At 74.7% G+C, this 14853-nt stretch carries 12 protein-coding genes and 1 pseudogene; 10 read left to right on the forward strand and 3 right to left on the reverse strand.

Annotated elements, in window-relative coordinates; all coding sequences use genetic code 11:
* Positions 1–15 precede the first annotated feature (15 nt).
* On the forward strand, positions 16–1275 hold the full coding sequence (ectB, locus tag IE287_RS26525; protein ID WP_189851712.1) for a diaminobutyrate--2-oxoglutarate transaminase: 1260 nt from the start codon (positions 16–18) through the stop codon (positions 1273–1275).
* Positions 1276–1361: 86 nt separating this feature from the next.
* Here the strand turns inward: ectB and IE287_RS26530 are convergent.
* Positions 1362–1727 (reverse strand): annotated as a pseudogene (locus tag IE287_RS26530) (winged helix-turn-helix transcriptional regulator); the annotation flags it as partial.
* Between the two features lie 89 nt (positions 1728–1816).
* Between IE287_RS26530 and IE287_RS26535 the strand changes: the two are divergent.
* The 4 genes from IE287_RS26535 to IE287_RS26550 all read left to right on the forward strand — a co-directional run bounded on the left by IE287_RS26535 (position 1817) and on the right by IE287_RS26550 (position 6481).
* Positions 1817–3028 (forward strand): pyridoxal phosphate-dependent aminotransferase, encoded by a 1212-nt coding sequence (locus IE287_RS26535; protein WP_189851714.1) that lies wholly within the window; start codon positions 1817–1819, stop codon positions 3026–3028.
* 158 nt (positions 3029–3186) lie between these two features.
* Positions 3187–4485 (forward strand): ATP-grasp domain-containing protein, encoded by a 1299-nt coding sequence (locus IE287_RS26540; protein ID WP_189851715.1) that lies wholly within the window; start codon positions 3187–3189, stop codon positions 4483–4485.
* A 328-nt stretch (positions 4486–4813) separates the two neighbouring features.
* The gene (locus IE287_RS26545) at positions 4814–6001 is read left to right on the forward strand and encodes an acetyl-CoA C-acyltransferase (protein ID WP_189851716.1); all 1188 of its coding nucleotides are present in this window, start codon (positions 4814–4816) and stop codon (positions 5999–6001) included.
* 126 nt (positions 6002–6127) lie between these two features.
* Complete coding sequence (locus tag IE287_RS26550) at positions 6128–6481, forward strand: hypothetical protein (protein WP_229883761.1); 354 nt, start codon at positions 6128–6130, stop codon at positions 6479–6481.
* A gap of 7 nt (positions 6482–6488) precedes the next feature.
* Here IE287_RS26550 and IE287_RS26555 read toward each other — a convergent pair whose 3' ends face one another.
* The gene (locus tag IE287_RS26555) at positions 6489–8330 is read right to left on the reverse strand and encodes an alkyl/aryl-sulfatase (protein ID WP_189851717.1); all 1842 of its coding nucleotides are present in this window, start codon (positions 8328–8330) and stop codon (positions 6489–6491) included.
* 227 nt (positions 8331–8557) lie between these two features.
* The gene (locus tag IE287_RS26560; protein WP_189851718.1) at positions 8558–9574 is read right to left on the reverse strand and encodes a peptidoglycan-binding domain-containing protein; all 1017 of its coding nucleotides are present in this window, start codon (positions 9572–9574) and stop codon (positions 8558–8560) included.
* A gap of 421 nt (positions 9575–9995) precedes the next feature.
* On the opposite strand from IE287_RS26560, the gene IE287_RS26565 reads away from it, so the two are divergent.
* The 5 genes from IE287_RS26565 to IE287_RS26585 all read left to right on the forward strand — a co-directional run bounded on the left by IE287_RS26565 (position 9996) and on the right by IE287_RS26585 (position 14515).
* Positions 9996–10391 carry a peptidoglycan-binding domain-containing protein gene (locus IE287_RS26565; RefSeq protein WP_189851719.1) on the forward strand — a complete coding sequence of 132 codons (396 nt, stop codon included), beginning with the start codon at positions 9996–9998 and terminating at the stop codon, positions 10389–10391.
* A gap of 53 nt (positions 10392–10444) precedes the next feature.
* Positions 10445–10852 (forward strand): peptidoglycan-binding domain-containing protein, encoded by a 408-nt coding sequence (locus IE287_RS26570; protein ID WP_189851720.1) that lies wholly within the window; start codon positions 10445–10447, stop codon positions 10850–10852.
* 199 nt (positions 10853–11051) lie between these two features.
* Positions 11052–12947, forward strand: coding sequence for a PhoX family protein (locus IE287_RS26575; RefSeq protein WP_189851721.1), 1896 nt, complete (start codon positions 11052–11054; stop codon positions 12945–12947).
* An 85-nt stretch (positions 12948–13032) separates the two neighbouring features.
* The gene (locus IE287_RS38765; protein ID WP_229883762.1) at positions 13033–13335 is read left to right on the forward strand and encodes a peptidoglycan-binding domain-containing protein; all 303 of its coding nucleotides are present in this window, start codon (positions 13033–13035) and stop codon (positions 13333–13335) included.
* Between the two features lie 148 nt (positions 13336–13483).
* The gene (locus IE287_RS26585; protein ID WP_229883764.1) at positions 13484–14515 is read left to right on the forward strand and encodes a DUF2690 domain-containing protein; all 1032 of its coding nucleotides are present in this window, start codon (positions 13484–13486) and stop codon (positions 14513–14515) included.
* Positions 14516–14853 lie beyond the last annotated feature (338 nt).

A 14853-nucleotide genomic window follows, 5' to 3' on the forward strand; every position in this document is an offset into this window, starting at 1 on the left:
CCGAGGAGACCCCTCATGAACGCCTCCACCCTCGAATCCGAGGTCCGCAGTTACAGCCGGAACTGGCCGGTGGTCTTCGACCGGGCCCGCGGCAGCCGGCTGACCGACCGTGACGGCCGCTCCTACCTGGACTTCTTCGCCGGCGCGAGCGCCCTCAACTACGGGCACAACCACCCGGTGCTGAAGCGGGCGCTCCTCGACCACCTGGAGCGGGACGGCATCACCCACAGCCTGGACATGCTGACGGTGGCCAAGGAGGACTTCCTCGCCGAGCTCGGGGCGCGGATCCTCGGCCCCCGGGGCCTGGACTACCGGGTCCAGTTCCCCGGCCCGACGGGCACCAACAGCGTGGAGGCCGCGCTGAAGCTGGCGCGGAAGGTGACCGGGCGCCAGACGGTGGTCGCCTTCACCGGGGGCTTCCACGGGATGTCGCTGGGCGCGCTGGCGGTGACCGGGAACGCGTCCAAGCGGGGCGGCGCCGGGGTGCCGCTCGGGCACACCTGGCGGCTGCCGTACGAGGGCTTCGCCGGGGGCGGGTTCTCCGGTCCGAGGCTGCTCGACGCCATGCTCGACGACAGCAGCAGCGGCATGGACCTGCCCGCCGCGGTGATCGTGGAGACGGTGCAGGGCGAGGGCGGCGTGAACCCGGCGTCGCCGGCGTGGCTCGCCGACCTCGCGGAGCTGTGCGACCGGCGGGGCATCCTGCTGATCGTGGACGACATCCAGATGGGCTGCGGGCGCACCGGTCCGTTCTTCAGCTTCGAGGCGGCCGGGGTCACGCCGGACATCGTCTGCCTGTCCAAGTCGCTGAGCGGGTACGGGCTCCCGATGGCCCTGACGCTCTTCCGCACCGAGCTGGACGTCTGGCAGCCGGGCGAGCACAACGGCACCTTCCGCGGCAACAACCCGGCCTTCGTGACGGCGACGGCGGCGCTGCGGGAGTTCTGGGCGGACAGCACCCTGGAGAAGCAGACCGAGGTGCGGGCCGCGCTCTTCGAGGAGCGGCTGGGCGAGCTCGCCGGGCGGCACGCGGCCCGGGTGTCCGGCGTGCGGGGCCGGGGTCTGGTGTGGGGCCTGTCCTTCCGGGAGGCGCCGCTCGCCCGGCAGGTCGCGGACGCGGCCTTCGCCCGCGGCCTGCTGGTGGAGACCGCGGGCTCCGACGACGAGGTGGTGAAGCTGCTGCCGCCGCTCACCGCCACGGACGACGAGCTGGCCGAGGGGCTGGACGTGCTGCGGGAGTCGGTGGAGGCGGCCGTCGCCGACGGCTCCCGGTAAGGCGCCGCGCACGGGGGTCACGGCCGCGCTGCCGCGGCCGTCTCCTCCAGGCCCGCGACGGCCTCCCCGTCCGGGCCGCGTCCGGTGAACCAGTGGGTCCGCACGGCGTCCGTCGGCCGGGGCTCGCCGAGCGCGTCGAGGCCCCAGGCGGCCAGGGCCTCGACGACCGGGCGCAGTTCGGCCCCGCGCGGGGTGAGCTGGTAGACGGTCGCGCTGGCGGGCCGTTCCAGGCGTCGCCGCTCGACCAGCTCCTCGCCCTCCAGCTGCTTGAGCCGGCTGGCGAGGATGTCGGTGGAGACGCCGGGAAGGTCGGCGTGGAGGTCGGTGTACCGGCGCGGGCCGTGGAGGAGCTCCCGGACGATCAGCAGGCTCCAGCGCTCTCCCACCGCGTCCAGGGTCCGGGCGACGGCGCAGTACTGGTCGTAGCTTCGGCGTGGCATGGTGGCCAGCATAGCCAAAGGGTTGGACTTTCCAAGTAGGAACTTGGTAGAACGAAGCAGCCACGGCGGCGCGGATGACGGTCACGGTCGGGAGGCCGCAGATGAATTTTCGACAGTCCAGCAAGTTGAAGGACGTGTGCTACGAGATCCGTGGCCCGGTCGTCGACCAGGCCAACGCCCTGGAGGAGGCGGGGCACAGCGTCCTGCGGCTGAACACGGGCAATCCGGCGCCGTTCGGCTTCGAGGTGCCGGAGGAGATCCTCCAGGACATCATCCGCAACCTGCCCAACGCGCACGGCTACAGCGACGCCCGGGGCATCCTGCCGGCCCGGCGCGCGGTGATGCAGTACTACCAGCAGCGCGGCGTCACGGGCGTGACCGTCGACGACGTCTACCTCGGCAACGGTGCCTCCGAGCTGATCCAGATGGCCGTGCAGGCCCTGGTGGACGACGGCGACGAGGTGCTCGTGCCGATGCCCGACTACCCGCTGTGGACGGCCGTGGTGCGGTTCGCCGGCGGGCGGGCGGTGCACTACGTGTGCGACGAGGAGGCCGACTGGTTCCCCGACCTCGACGACATCGCGTCGAAGATCACCGACCGCACCAAGGCCATCGTCGTCATCAACCCCAACAACCCGACGGGCGCGGTCTATTCGAAGGAGCTCCTGGAGGGCATCCTCGGACTCGCCCGCCGGCACGGGCTGATGGTGCTCGCCGACGAGATCTACGACAAGATCCTCTACGACGGCACCGAGCACCACTGCCTGGCCTCCCTCGCCGACGACGTGGTGACCCTCACCTTCAACGGCCTCTCCAAGTCCTACCGGGTGGCCGGGTTCCGCAGCGGCTGGCTGGTCGTCTCCGGCCCGAAGGAGCAGGCCGGCGACTACCTGGAGGGCCTGACCATGCTGGCCGGCATGCGGCTCTGCCCCAACGTGCCGGCCCAGTACGCCGTCCAGGCCGCGCTCGGCGGCCGCCAGTCGATCCACGACCTGACCCTGCCGAACGGCCGGCTCACCGAACAGCGCGACGTGGCCTGGCGGGCGCTGAACGAGATCCCGGGCGTGAGCTGCGTCAAGCCGAAGGGCGCCCTGTACGCCTTCGCCAGGCTCGACCCCGAGGTGCACAAGATCGTCGACGACGAGCGGCTCGTCCTCGACCTGCTGCTGCGCGAGAAGATCCACCTCGTCCAGGGCACCGGCTTCAACTGGCCCCGCCCCGACCACTTCCGGTTCGTCACGCTGCCGCGTGCCGACGACCTGGAGACCGCGATCAACCGCATCGGCCGCTTCCTCTCCACGTATCGCCAGTAAAAGGGGGAGGCCGGGCGTCCGGTTCCGGCCAATTCCAAGACGGCGCAGTTCGATTGGCACATCGCCGGGCCGCGGACGCCGCGGCCGGGCAAGCTGGATCATCAAGTGACCGTTCCTCGCACCCGACACCCGTGGTGCATCCCACCGGAGGAGCTCCGTTGAACCGTCAGAGCGAACGCCAGCCCGCCGTGATCGTCATGAGCGACCTGGCGGCCCTCGCCCGCCAGCACCGCCTGATCACCGACATCGCCGCACGCGGGCTGGCGCCGCTGGTCGTCGTCGGCCCCACCACCGACCTGACGAAGCTGACCGGGCACGTCGCCGACCCGGCCCACCCGCTCTCCCGGATCGAGGCCGTCCGCCAGTTCCCGGACGCCGCGATCGCGGGCGTCCTCGCCTCCGTGCAGGACTGGATCGCCGACTACGACATACGCGGCGTGATCTGCAGCGGCGAGGTCTTCGTCGACCCGTGCGGCGTCCTCTCCGAGGCCCTCGGCCTGCCGGGCCCCGGCGCCTGGGCGGCCCGGGTCTGCCGGGACAAGGTCATGCAGCGGGTCATCCTCCGGGACCACGGCCCCGTCTGGCGGGCCTTCGCCCCGCACCAGCGGGAGTCCGCCGCCGCCGACTCGTACCCCGCCGTCGTCAAGCCGGCCGGCCGGATGTTCAGCTCGGGCGTCGTCCGCGTCGAGAACGACGAGGAGCTGCGCGCCGCGCTCACCGCCTACGAGCCGGACGAGACCATCCTCGTGGAGGAGCTCGTCACCGGACCGGAGTTCTCCGTCGAAGCCCTCGTCCACCACGGCGAGCTGATCTGGAGCGGCGTCACCGCCAAGCTCACCAACGAGGACAGCAGCCGCTTCTTCACCGAGATCGGCCACACCAGCCCCGCCGACCTCCCGCTCGCCCACACCGACGCCCTCGTCGCGGCCAACGCCGCGATCCTCAAGGCGCTGCGCTTCGACAGCGGCATCACCCACGCCGAGTTCCGCCTGCGCGACGGCCAGCCGGTCCTCATGGAGATCGCCGCCCGCCTCCCCGGGGACGCGATCACCATGATGTGGCACCTCGCCACCGGCCGCCCCATCGAACCGGCCATCGTCGACCTCGCCCTCGGCGTGCGCCCCGACTACCCGACGCCCACCCGGCGGGCCGTCCAGCGCTTCGTCGAGCACACCCCCGGCCGCCTCACGGACGTCCGCTACGAGGGCGAGCCGGTGTCCTGGATCGTCGACGACGCCTTCTGGCCCAGCGTGGAGGCCACCACCCCCGACGCGCCGGCCCGCTGCGCCTCGGTCATGGTCGCGCTCCCCCGGGGCGCCCGCCTCGGCACCCTCAACGACTCCTCCGGCCGCTCGGCCTACGTCGTGGCCGACCTGCCCTGGGACGCCGACCCCGTCGCCGAGGTCCTCGCCTACACGGACCGCGTCGAGCTGACCGTCGAGGCCGACCCCGCCTGACCCGCACCGCGGCAGGGCCCGGCCCGCCCCGGAAGGGGCGGGCCGGGCCCTGCCGCGTCGGGGCCGGGGAGGCGGGGCCGGGAAAGCCGGAACGGAAATGAGGGGAGGCCGGGAGGTGGGGAGGAGGGGAAGGAGACGGGGAGAAGGGGAAGAGCAGGAGGAAGGGCTTGACCTCCGCCCCGGGACGGCCGCTACAGTCCGGAGAAAACTTGCGCCGCTAGTTTCGGCGGCGGCCGGCCGTCCACGCCGGCGGACGGAGAGACCGCCGCCCCCACCCCGGCCGGCGTCGACGCCCGCCGAACCCTCCATCACCCCGGGAGTCCCGACCATGCGTCCCGTGTACTTCGCCGCCGCCCGGCGCACCCCGATCGGCCGGCTCCGCGGCGGCCTGTCGTCCGTCCGCCCCGACGACCTCGCCGCGACCGCCGTGCGCGCGGTCCTGGACGCGGTACCCGGCCTCGACCCCGCCCGGATCGACGACGTCTACTGGGGCGCGGCCAACCAGTCGGGCGAGGACAACCGGAACGTCGCCAGGATGGCGGTGCTGCTCGCGGGCCTTCCGGAGAGCGTCCCCGGTGCCACCCTCAACCGGCTCTGCGCCTCCGGCCTGGAGGCGGTCACCACCGCCGCCCGCGCCATCGCCTCCGGCGAGGCCGACGTCGTCCTGGCGGGCGGCTCCGAGTCGATGAGCCGCGCCCCCTTCGTCCTGCCCCGCCCGGACCAGGCCCTCCCGCACCAGCAGGAGATCCACGACACCAAGCTCGGCTGGCGGATGACCAACCCGCGGATGAAGGAGCTCCACGGGGTGCTCTCCATGGGCGAGACGGCCGAGGAGGTCGCCGCCCGGTACGGCGTGAGCCGCGAGGACCAGGACGCCTTCGCGCTGCGCAGCCACCGGCTCGCCGCCGCGGCCCGCAAGGACGGCCTCTTCGACGCCGAGACCGTGCCGGTGACCCTGCCCGACGGCAGCGTCTTCGCGCACGACGAGTCGATCAGGCCCGACACGACGCCGGAGAAGCTGGCCGCCCTCAAGCCGGTCTTCCGGCCGGGCGGCACGGTGACCGCCGGCAACGCCTCGCCGATGAACGACGGGGCGGCCGCGCTGCTGCTGGTGAGCGAGGAGGCCCTGGGCGGGCTCGGCCTGGAGCCCCTCGGCCGGTACGTGGCGGGCGCCAGCGCCGGCGTCCACCCGGACGTCATGGGCATCGGCCCCGTCCCCGCGGTGCGGCGGGTCCTGGCCCGTACCGGCCGGAGCCTGGCGGACGTCGACACCGCCGAGTTCAACGAGGCCTTCGCCGCCCAGGCGCTGGCCTGCGTCCGCGAACTGGGCGTCGACCCCGAGCGGGTCAACCCCCAGGGCGGCGCGATCGCCCTCGGCCACCCGCTGGGCGGCTCCGGCGCCCGCATCCTGACCACCCTGCTGCACCGGATGGCCCGCACCGGCGACCGCCGCGGCCTCGCCACCATGTGCGTCGGCGTCGGCCAGGGCACCGCCGTCCTCGTCGACCGGGACTGACGCCCTTTCGGACCTCGTACCGCGCCGCACCCGCCCCGACCGGCGAGGCTCACCCTCAGTGACGACACGGTGACCCTCCGCCGGTCCGGTGGCGGGCCCGCGGAGGGCGGGAAGAGGGAGAACGGCATGGGCGGCAGGCCCGCGACCGTCCTGGCCGGCCCCTCCTACGGCGGCGCGGTCATCACGGAGGCCGGCGACCTGCCGAACGGCGCCGCCCTCGTCATGGCCGTCACCCGGAAGGCGCCCCTCGGCTCCGCCTCCGGCGACGCCGCGACCGCGCCGGCCTGGCGCGACAAACCCGTCCGGTACCAGGTCTCCACCGAGGACCGCATGATCCACCCGGACAACGAGCGGCGCACGGCCCGGCGGATGAGCCCCCGCAAGGTCGTCGGACTCGACGCGAGCCACGCCTCCCCCGCCTCCCGGGCGAAGGAGGTCGTCGACCTGGTCGAGGAGGCCGTGCGCGCGGCGGCCGGCTGACGCGCGGTCAGGGGGTGACGATCGGGAACCCCGGGTCCGGCTTCACGCGGTAGGCGAGGAGCCGGGCCAGCAGCGCGGGATCGCCCTCCGCCGCCACGCCCAGCTCGTCGGCGGTCCGGCCGGCGAGCAGGCCGAGGAGCTGCGCCTTGGCGAGGGTCAGGGTGAGCCCGGCGGGGGTGCGGGGCGGGGCGACGGCCTCCCGGTGCGTGAGGGCGCCGTTGTGCAGGGTGAGCCGGTGCCGGGCGCCCGCGCCCGTGGGGCCGTCGGTCAGGACCAGGTCGATGACGAGGTCGTCGTCCCAGGCGCGCGGGCCGTCGATCGCGATGGCGATCGAGTCGATGAGCATGGGGACGGTGAGCGCCATCGCCATCTCGGGGTTGGTCGTGTCGACCACGTCCCCGGTCGGGCCCTCCCGGAGCTCCTGGGCGCCGCGCAGGTAGAAGTTGCGCCAGGTCGCGTTCTCGGCGCCGTACCCGAGCCGCCGGTAGACCCCGGCCAGCGCCTCCTTCGCCTCCCGGTCCTCCGGATCGGCGAAGACCACGTGGTTCAGGAGGGTGGCGGCGAAGCGGAGGTCGCCGTCCTCGGCGTAGGCGCGCGCCCGGGCGAGGGCGTCGGCGGGGCCCCCCGCCACCTCCACGTACCGCCGCGCCAGCTCCACGGGCGGGAGCTCCCACAGGTGGGCCGGGTTGCCGTCGTACCAGCCGAGGTAACGCTGGTAGACCGCCTTGGCGTTGTGGCTGAGCGAACCGTAGTAGCCCCGGGCGTGCCAGGCCCGGCGCAGCGCGGGCGGCAGCTCGATCAGCTCGGCGATCTCGGTGCCGGTGTGCCCCGCGTTGAGCAGCCGGAGGGTCTGGTCGTGCAGGTACGCGTAGAGGTCGCGCTGCTCCTCCAGGAACCGGACCACGTTGTCGTGGCCCCAGGTGGGCCAGTGGTGGGAGGCGAAGCCGACGTCGTACCGCCCGTGGAAGTACTCGACGGCCTCGTCGAGGTAGCGCGCCCAGATCCGGCTGTCGCGGACGACCGCGCCGCGCAGGGTGAGCACGTTGTGCAGGGTGTGGGTGGCGTTCTCGGCCAGGCACAGGGCGCGGTGGTCGGGGAAGAGGAAGTTCATCTCCGCCGGGGCCTCGGTGCCCGGGGTCGGCTGGAAGACGATCCGCACGCCGTCGACCGTCTCCTCCTGCCCGGTCCGCGTGATGTCCACGGTCGGCGGGATCAGGCTGATCGTGCCGGTGGAGGTCGCCTGGCCGAGCCCCACGCCGATCTGCCCGTCCGGGGCCTGCGGCAGACCGGCGCCGTACATGAAGGCGGCGCGCCGGGTCATGGCGTTGCCGGCGTACACGTTCTCGCTGACCGCGTGCTCCAGGAAGCCCTCGGGGGCCAGGATCGGGACGCCCTCCTCGGTGCCGTGCGGGAGGACGCCGCGGACGCCGCCGAAGTGGTCGCCGTGCGAGTGGGTGTAGATCACCCCGGTGACGGGGCGGTCGCCGCGGTGCTCCCGGTAGAGGGCGAGGGCGGCGGCCGCGGTCTCGACGGAGATCAGCGGGTCGATGACGACGACGCCCCGCTCGCCCTCGACGAGCGTCATGTTGGAGAGGTCCAGGCCGCGGACCTGGTAGATGCCCCCGGTGACCTCGTACAGGCCCTGCCGGGAGTTGAGCCGACCCTGCCGCCACAGACCGGGGTGCGCGGTGTCCGGGCAGTCGGCGTCGAGGAAGGCGTAGACGTCGTTGTCCCAGACCACCCGGCCGGCGTCGTCCTTCACCACACCGGGGACGAGGGCGCCGAGGAAGCCCCGGTCGGCGTTCTCGAAGTCGGTCGCGGACTCGAAGGAGGGCTGGATCTCGCTCATGTACCCGGTGCTCCGTTCTGCACGGTCTCTCGGACGGCCCGTCGGCCCATCCGACCATTCGGGGGGAAATCCCGCATGTCGGACGTGCGCGGGGCCCGCTGTCCGGGCAGCGCCCCGGGACGCCGCCGGCCCTCCGGATGGGGATCACGTCGGTGGACGGGGGAGGGGCGGGTGGGAGAGGCGAGGTGGAGCGGGAGAGGGGAGCGGGAGAGGGGGGTGGGCCGGCGTCAGCCGAACCAGCCGCCCAAGCCGTCCCGGTCGCCGCGGTCGTCCCGGCCACCGCCCCAGCCGTCGCGGTCGTCGCGGTCGTCGCGCTCCGTCTCCGCCCACAGGGCGGCGCGGGTCAGCGGACCGAGGACGCCGCGCTCCCCCTGGATGCCGCGCGAGACCTGGAAGCGGACCAGGGCGGACTCCAGGTAGGTGCCGAACGTGCCGTCGGCCGAGCCGAGGTACAGCCACAGCCGCTGGAGGCGGCGCTGGAGCTCCTCGACCTCGGGGCCGGTGCTGCCCACCTTCAGGACGTCGGAGTCCGGCCGCTCGGGCGGCGGGGTGACACGGGTCGGGGTGGGGTCCGGCCGGTGGGTGGCCGGGGGCGCGGAGGGCGCGGGGGGCGCCGAGGTGCGCCGCGGGGCGCGCGGGGCCGTCGTCGCCGAGGCCGCCGCCGACGGCGGGGCGGCCGTGGTCGCCGAGGCCGTCGCCCTCGCCGTCGGCCGGGCGGTCTCCGCCGCCGGGGGCGGGGTGGTCCCCGACGGGGGCGCGGGGGCCGGAGTCCCGGTGGCCGGGGTGGCCTCGGGAGACGGGAGGTCGGGCATGGTCAGGGTCAGCCTGTCCGCGGGCTCGTGGTCCAGGCCCGAGGTCAGGCCGACCGAGAGGCCGAACCCCGCGGCGAGCGCCCCCGTGATCAGCAGCGGGAGGGACAGGCCGCCCCGGCTGTCGTCCCGGTCGCCTCTCCGGCCGTCGTTCCGGTCGTCCCTCCGGCTTTCGCCCCGGGGCTCCCGCGCCGCCCTCCGCGCGATCCGGGGCTTCCCCGCCCCGTGGCGGGCGCGGTGGCGCCCGGACTCCCCGGAGGCCGTCGGCAGGGTCGCGGCGGCGTCGAAGAGTTCGAGGTCCTGGACGCGTGCGCCCGGGCCTTCGCCGCCGGGCCCGGCGACCTTCCCGAAGACGTCGTCGGCCGGGCCGGCGGGCGGCTCCGGTGCGGGGGCGCCGGACGCGACTGCTTCGGTCAGGGCAGTCCTGTTGCGCATGCGGGTGCTCCAGGTGTGGTGAAGCCGTGGGCGAGGAGGAGGGAGGAGGGAGAACTGGGGGGAGTCGAGGAGACTTTGACCGCCGGTCAAGGCAAGCGTCAACTGCGGACGAGGCACCCAAAAGCGGGCGCTCTCGACGTTGATTCTTAAACAACCATTAATAAGTGACGCACGTCACCTTTCCGTCCTTCCGGCTCCCCCTCCGGCCCCCCGCGCCCCGCCGCGCTCTCCCCCGCCCTCCTCGACCGTCTCGCGGTCGTCTCGCGGCCGTCTCGCGGTCGTCTCGGGAGGCATCCCAAAACGCAGGTCAGAGGGGGTGGAGACGACTGGGACATCCCGCGCCCCGCCGATCCGTCGAGGAGGCCGCCGCGGCTGCCGCATGGTGGAGGCCGCACAAGATCGACCCTCCGGAAGGAACCCCATGCCGAGGACCTTCGTCCGTCGTGCCGCCGTCCTCGCGGCGACGCTCGGACTCGCCGCCGCGGCGAGCTCCACCACCGCCGGCGCCTCCACCACCGCCTCGTACATCGGCGACGGCTACCCCAACAACACGCACGGCGTGTGGTGCGTCCAGGAGATCGTCAACAACTGGTACGAGGGCTGGGGCCCGGGCTCGCCGCGCATCGCCGAGGACGGCATCTGGGGCCCGCGGACCAAGCAGGCCCTCCAGCAGTTCCAGGAGGCCTTCGGCGTCAAGCCCGACGGCGTCGTCGGCCCGCAGACCGGATACCGGCTGCTGACCTCGGACCCGGCCGATCCGTACCAGGGCCGCAACGGCTACTGCTACGGCTACCTCCCCACCCCCGCGGGCTTCTGAGTCCCGCCCGCCCCTTCGCCCTTTCCACGCTCTTCCCGATCGGGAGTACACCCATGTTCCGCACGTTCACCGGCAAGGCCGCCCTCCTCGCCGTCTCCACGGCCCTGCTCACCGGCGTCGTGACCGGGGGCACCGCGAGCGCCTCCACCACCGCCGCCTACATCGGCAACGGCTACCCGAACAACACGCACGGCGTGTGGTGCGTCCAGCGCATGATCAACTACGCCATCGACCGGGGCCGCTACTGGGGCGTCGCCAAGGTCGCCGAGGACGGCGTCTGGGGCCCGAAGACCCGTCAGGCCGTCATCGACGTGCAGAAGGGCACGGGCGGTTTCCTCACCCCCGACGGCGTCGTGGGCCCGCGGACCGGCGACATGCTGATGTTCGAGGGCGACCCGTACTACAGCGGCGGCGGCGCGGGCAACGGCTACTGCCACGCCTACGTCCCGACGACCTACTGAGCCCACGGGCCGCCGTCCCGCCGGGACGGCGGCCCCACCGGCCGAGGGCGCACCGGACCGGCACGTCCGGCGGACCGGCATCGGACCGGCGACACGTCCGGCGGACCGGTGCCGTCCGCACGGTCCCGGGACCACAGGGGAGTTCCGGAGCCGGCCGCCTTCCGCACTCCTCCGACCTCCTTTGGGGTGGGCACCGCACATGTCCGAACTCGACTCCTCGGCGCCGTTCCGGAAGCTCATGGCCACCGCCGCGTCACGGCGCCGGGTCATGGCCGGCGGCACGGTCACCCTCGCCACGTTCCTCGGCTTCTCCGCCCCGGCGACCGCGACCGCGGCCGCGGTGCCCGGCCCACGGCGCGCGGAACGGGCGCTGCTCGGGTTCGCGGCCGTCCCCGCCTCCGACGCGGACGCCGTGACCGTGCCCGCCGGGTACGCGACGCAGGTCCTGGCCCCGTGGGGGCAGCCGCTGCGGGCGGGCGGACCGGGCTGGCGGCCGGACGGCTCCGGCTCCGCCGCCGACCAGGCCCGGCAGATCGGCTCGCACCACGGCGGCCTGCACTTCTTCCCGTACGACGACGGCGCGCGCGGCAACCGCCACGGCACCCTCGTCGTCAACCACGAGGCCGCCGACGCCGGCCTCCTCCACCCGTCCGTCCGGCCACCGGTCCGGGAGGCGCACGCCAAGTCCCTCGCCGCGCAGGGCGTGAGCGTCGTCGAGGTGCGCGAGTCCGGCGACTCCTGGCGGATCGTCGACTCGCCGCGCAACCGGCGCGTCACCGGCACCACTCCGGTCGTCTTCTCGGGCCCCGTCGGCACCTCCCACCCGGCGCTGCGCACCGGCTCGGCGCCGCGCGGCACGCTCGGCAACAGCGCCCACGGCGTCACCCCGTGGGGCACGTACCTGAGCTGCGAGGAGAACGTTGCGGGCCACTTCGGCACCGCCGACCGGAACTGGCGCCCCACCCGCACCCAGGAGCGGTACGGCCTGAGCGCCTCCGGGCACGGGCACCCCCGGCACTCCGCCGACCCGCGCTTCGACCTGGCCGCGACGCCCAACGAACCGCACCGCTTCGGCTGGATCGTCGAGATCGACCCGCACTCCCCCGCCGCGCCGCCGGTCAAGCGCACCGCCCTGGGACGCTTCCAGCACGCCGGGGCGTACGTCGGCGAATCCGGGGGGCGCGCCGTCGTCATCGGCGGCGACGACGAGAACGGCGGCTACCTCTACAGGTTCGTGAGCGCGGACACCTGGCGGGCGCTGCGCGCCCGGGGGCTGAGCCCGCTCGACTTCGGCACCCTGTACGCCGCCCGCTTCGAGGCGGACGGCTCCGGCCGCTGGCTCCCGCTGACGCACGGCACCGGACCGCTGACGGCCGCCCACGGCTGGCGGGACCAGGCCGACGTCGTCCTGCGGGCCCGCGAGGCGGCCGACGCCCTCGGCGCGACGCCGCTGGACCGCCCGCGGCAGACCGCCGCCGCCCCGGCCGGCGGGGCCTTCTACTGCGCCCTGGCCGACGGCCCCGGCGGCGGCTCCTGCGGCGGCGCCGGCCGCGCCCGCACGGCCGGCCCGCGCGCCACCAACCCGTACGGGCACATCGTGCGGTGGCACGAGGAGGCCGGCGACGCCTTCCGCTGGGACGTCTTCGCCCTCGCCGGGGACCCGGCCCACGACGCCGGCGTGGACCTGGACGGGACGGGCATGTCCGGCTCGCCCAAGGGCCTGTGGTTCGACCCGGACGGGCGCCTGTGGATCAGCACCGGCACCTCGAAGCGGGCGCAGAACAAGGCGGAGTGCGGGCACGAGCGGCTCGGCAACAACGCGCTGCTCGTCGCGGACCCCGCCACCGGCGAGATCCGCCGCTTCCTGACCGGCCCGCGCGGCGCCGAGATCACCGGCGTCGGCTCCACGCCCGACGGGCGGACGCTGTTCATCGCCGTCCAGCACCCGGGCGAGCGGACGGACGCCTGGGGCGCGCCGTCGCCGGACCGGCCGAACGCGGTCAGCGACTGGCCGGACCGCGACCCGTCGGGCCGCCCGCGCTCCGCCACGGTCGTGGTCCGGCGCGCCGACGGGGGCCGCGTCGGCGGGGCCTGAGGCCGCGTCGGACGGCCCCGGCCGCGTCGCCCACGACGCGCACTCCCGGTGCGCCGGCTCGATCCGCGACATCCAGGAGGCGGTGATGCACCACTCGGTGCTCGACACCGTGCTCGACCGGGTGGACCTGAGGACACAACAGCAGTCACACCGGCGTCTGCTGCGTCGGCGCGGCGGCATGACCCGGGTGCGGCCGGTGGCGAAGCAGCAGCGCGCCGTCGACGAGCTCGGGCACAGCCCCGCGCCGGCCGTCGACGGCCTGTGGGGTCCGCTCACGGACGCGGGCGTCCGCCGGCTCCGGGGCAGGGTCGGCACGGCCGCCGACGGGCAGTGGGGACCGGCCACCGTGCGGGCGCCGCAGAACGCGCTGAACCCGAACACGTTCTGACACACGGAGGCGGGGAAGGGTTCGGTCACCTGTTCCCCCTGGTCGTAACCTTTGGGCCGCACGCAGAGATTCCCAGGGGGTACAGGTGGGTGACGACCGTTCGGTCGCGGGGGGCACGTCCACGGCGCACGACCGTCTCGTGACGGAGATGCGGGAGATCAAGGAGCGGCACCGGCTCAGCTACGGCCGGCTCGCCGCCATGACGCACTACAGCCGTTCGTCGTGGGAACGCTTCCTCAACGGCAAACAGCTTCCGACCCGGGTGGCGGTGGAGGAGCTGGCGGCCGTCGGCGGCGAGGGTCCCGAGCGGCTGATCGCGCTGTGGGAGGAGACGGTGGCGGCGGAGCAGAACGGCGAGGCGCCGGCGGCCGGGACGGAACCGGACGGCGGAAGCGGTACGGACGGCACCCGCGTCGCGGACGGCACGACCCCCGCGAACGGCGCGGACGGCGCGGACGGTTCGGCGGGCACGGCCGGGACGGCGGGGTCGACGGCCGGGGACGCCGGGGCCCGCACGCTTGTCGGCGCGGCGGCCGACTCGGCGGCCGGCGGGGGCTCCGCCCCGTCCGCGGGACCGGCGGATACCGGGACCGCGCCCTCCTCCGCCGTTCCCCCGCTGCCCGGCAGGGGTCCGCAGCTGACGCTGCGCCGGCGGCTGTCGCGGGTCCTCGTGGCCGCCGCGTACGTCACCGCGGGCGCGCTGCTGGGCAGCCTCCTCACGACCCAGCTCGACAAGGACCCGGCCGGGACCTCCGGCGCGCAGGCGCCGGCGCCGGGCCGGACCGCCCCGGGGGACCCGGTGGCCCCGGCCTCCGGCGAGACCGAGGTCGGCTGCGAGGGGGACACCTGCCTGCGGCGGGAACCCCAGGCGATGGACTGCCACTGGGACGCCTCCACGGTCCGGGAGACCTGGCTGCGGGGCCTCCAGGTGCAGTTGCGCTACAGCAAGGCGTGCCAGGCGGTGTGGGGCCGCATCGAGAACGGCACCGTCGGCGACCGCGTCGTCATCGACGACCAGCACGGGCGCTCCGAGGAGGCCACCATCCGCGTCGGCACCGACACCTACACCCGCATGCTGGCGGTGTCGGCCACGACCGGCCCCGAGACCGTCCGCATCTGCGGCGTGATCAAGGTCGACCGCCGGGCGGAATGCGACCCGTTGGGCCCGGTCCAGCCCTGACGGTGTGCCCGCCGCCCGCCACACATGCGTATAGAGTCCCGTTGATGCCATAGATCAACAGGAGGCAGAAACACATGCCATGGCGGGTCACATCGAGCCGGACCGGCGCGCGCCGCGGGGCGCGGCGGCGCCGCCGCACCGCACGGCCCTTCGGCTCCGCGCACGGCAGGACGCCCCCGGCCGGTGCCCCCCGCGGCACCGGCCGGCACGGCGGCAGGCGCCGCAGGGGTGCGGGGGGTGCGGAGCGTCCGGCCGGTACCGCCACCGGCGCGGGGGCGGCCGCGGGACGGCCGCTGTCACGGGTGGAGGCCCGCCGGGCCGCCCGGGAGGCCAAGGCC

This window comes from Streptomyces omiyaensis, from assembly GCF_014650895.1.
In the GTDB taxonomy this organism is placed as follows: domain Bacteria; phylum Actinomycetota; class Actinomycetes; order Streptomycetales; family Streptomycetaceae; genus Streptomyces; species Streptomyces omiyaensis.

Excerpts from the sequence above, each read along its gene's own strand:
- IE287_RS38765 (WP_229883762.1), top strand. The coding sequence starts at position 13,033 with ATGCACCACTCGGTGCTCGACACCGTGCTCGACCGGGTGGACCTGAGG.
- ectB (WP_189851712.1), top strand. The coding sequence starts at position 16 with ATGAACGCCTCCACCCTCGAATCCGAGGTCCGCAGTTACAGCCGGAAC.
- IE287_RS26550 (WP_229883761.1), top strand. The coding sequence starts at position 6,128 with ATGGGCGGCAGGCCCGCGACCGTCCTGGCCGGCCCCTCCTACGGCGGC.
- IE287_RS26545 (WP_189851716.1), top strand. The coding sequence starts at position 4,814 with ATGCGTCCCGTGTACTTCGCCGCCGCCCGGCGCACCCCGATCGGCCGG.
- IE287_RS26575 (WP_189851721.1), top strand. The coding sequence starts at position 11,052 with ATGTCCGAACTCGACTCCTCGGCGCCGTTCCGGAAGCTCATGGCCACC.
- IE287_RS26565 (WP_189851719.1), top strand. The coding sequence starts at position 9,996 with ATGCCGAGGACCTTCGTCCGTCGTGCCGCCGTCCTCGCGGCGACGCTC.
- IE287_RS26560 (WP_189851718.1), bottom strand. The coding sequence starts at position 9,574 with ATGCGCAACAGGACTGCCCTGACCGAAGCAGTCGCGTCCGGCGCCCCC.
- IE287_RS26570 (WP_189851720.1), top strand. The coding sequence starts at position 10,445 with ATGTTCCGCACGTTCACCGGCAAGGCCGCCCTCCTCGCCGTCTCCACG.
- IE287_RS26535 (WP_189851714.1), top strand. The coding sequence starts at position 1,817 with ATGAATTTTCGACAGTCCAGCAAGTTGAAGGACGTGTGCTACGAGATC.
- IE287_RS26555 (WP_189851717.1), bottom strand. The coding sequence starts at position 8,330 with ATGAGCGAGATCCAGCCCTCCTTCGAGTCCGCGACCGACTTCGAGAAC.
- IE287_RS26585 (WP_229883764.1), top strand. The coding sequence starts at position 13,484 with ATGCGGGAGATCAAGGAGCGGCACCGGCTCAGCTACGGCCGGCTCGCC.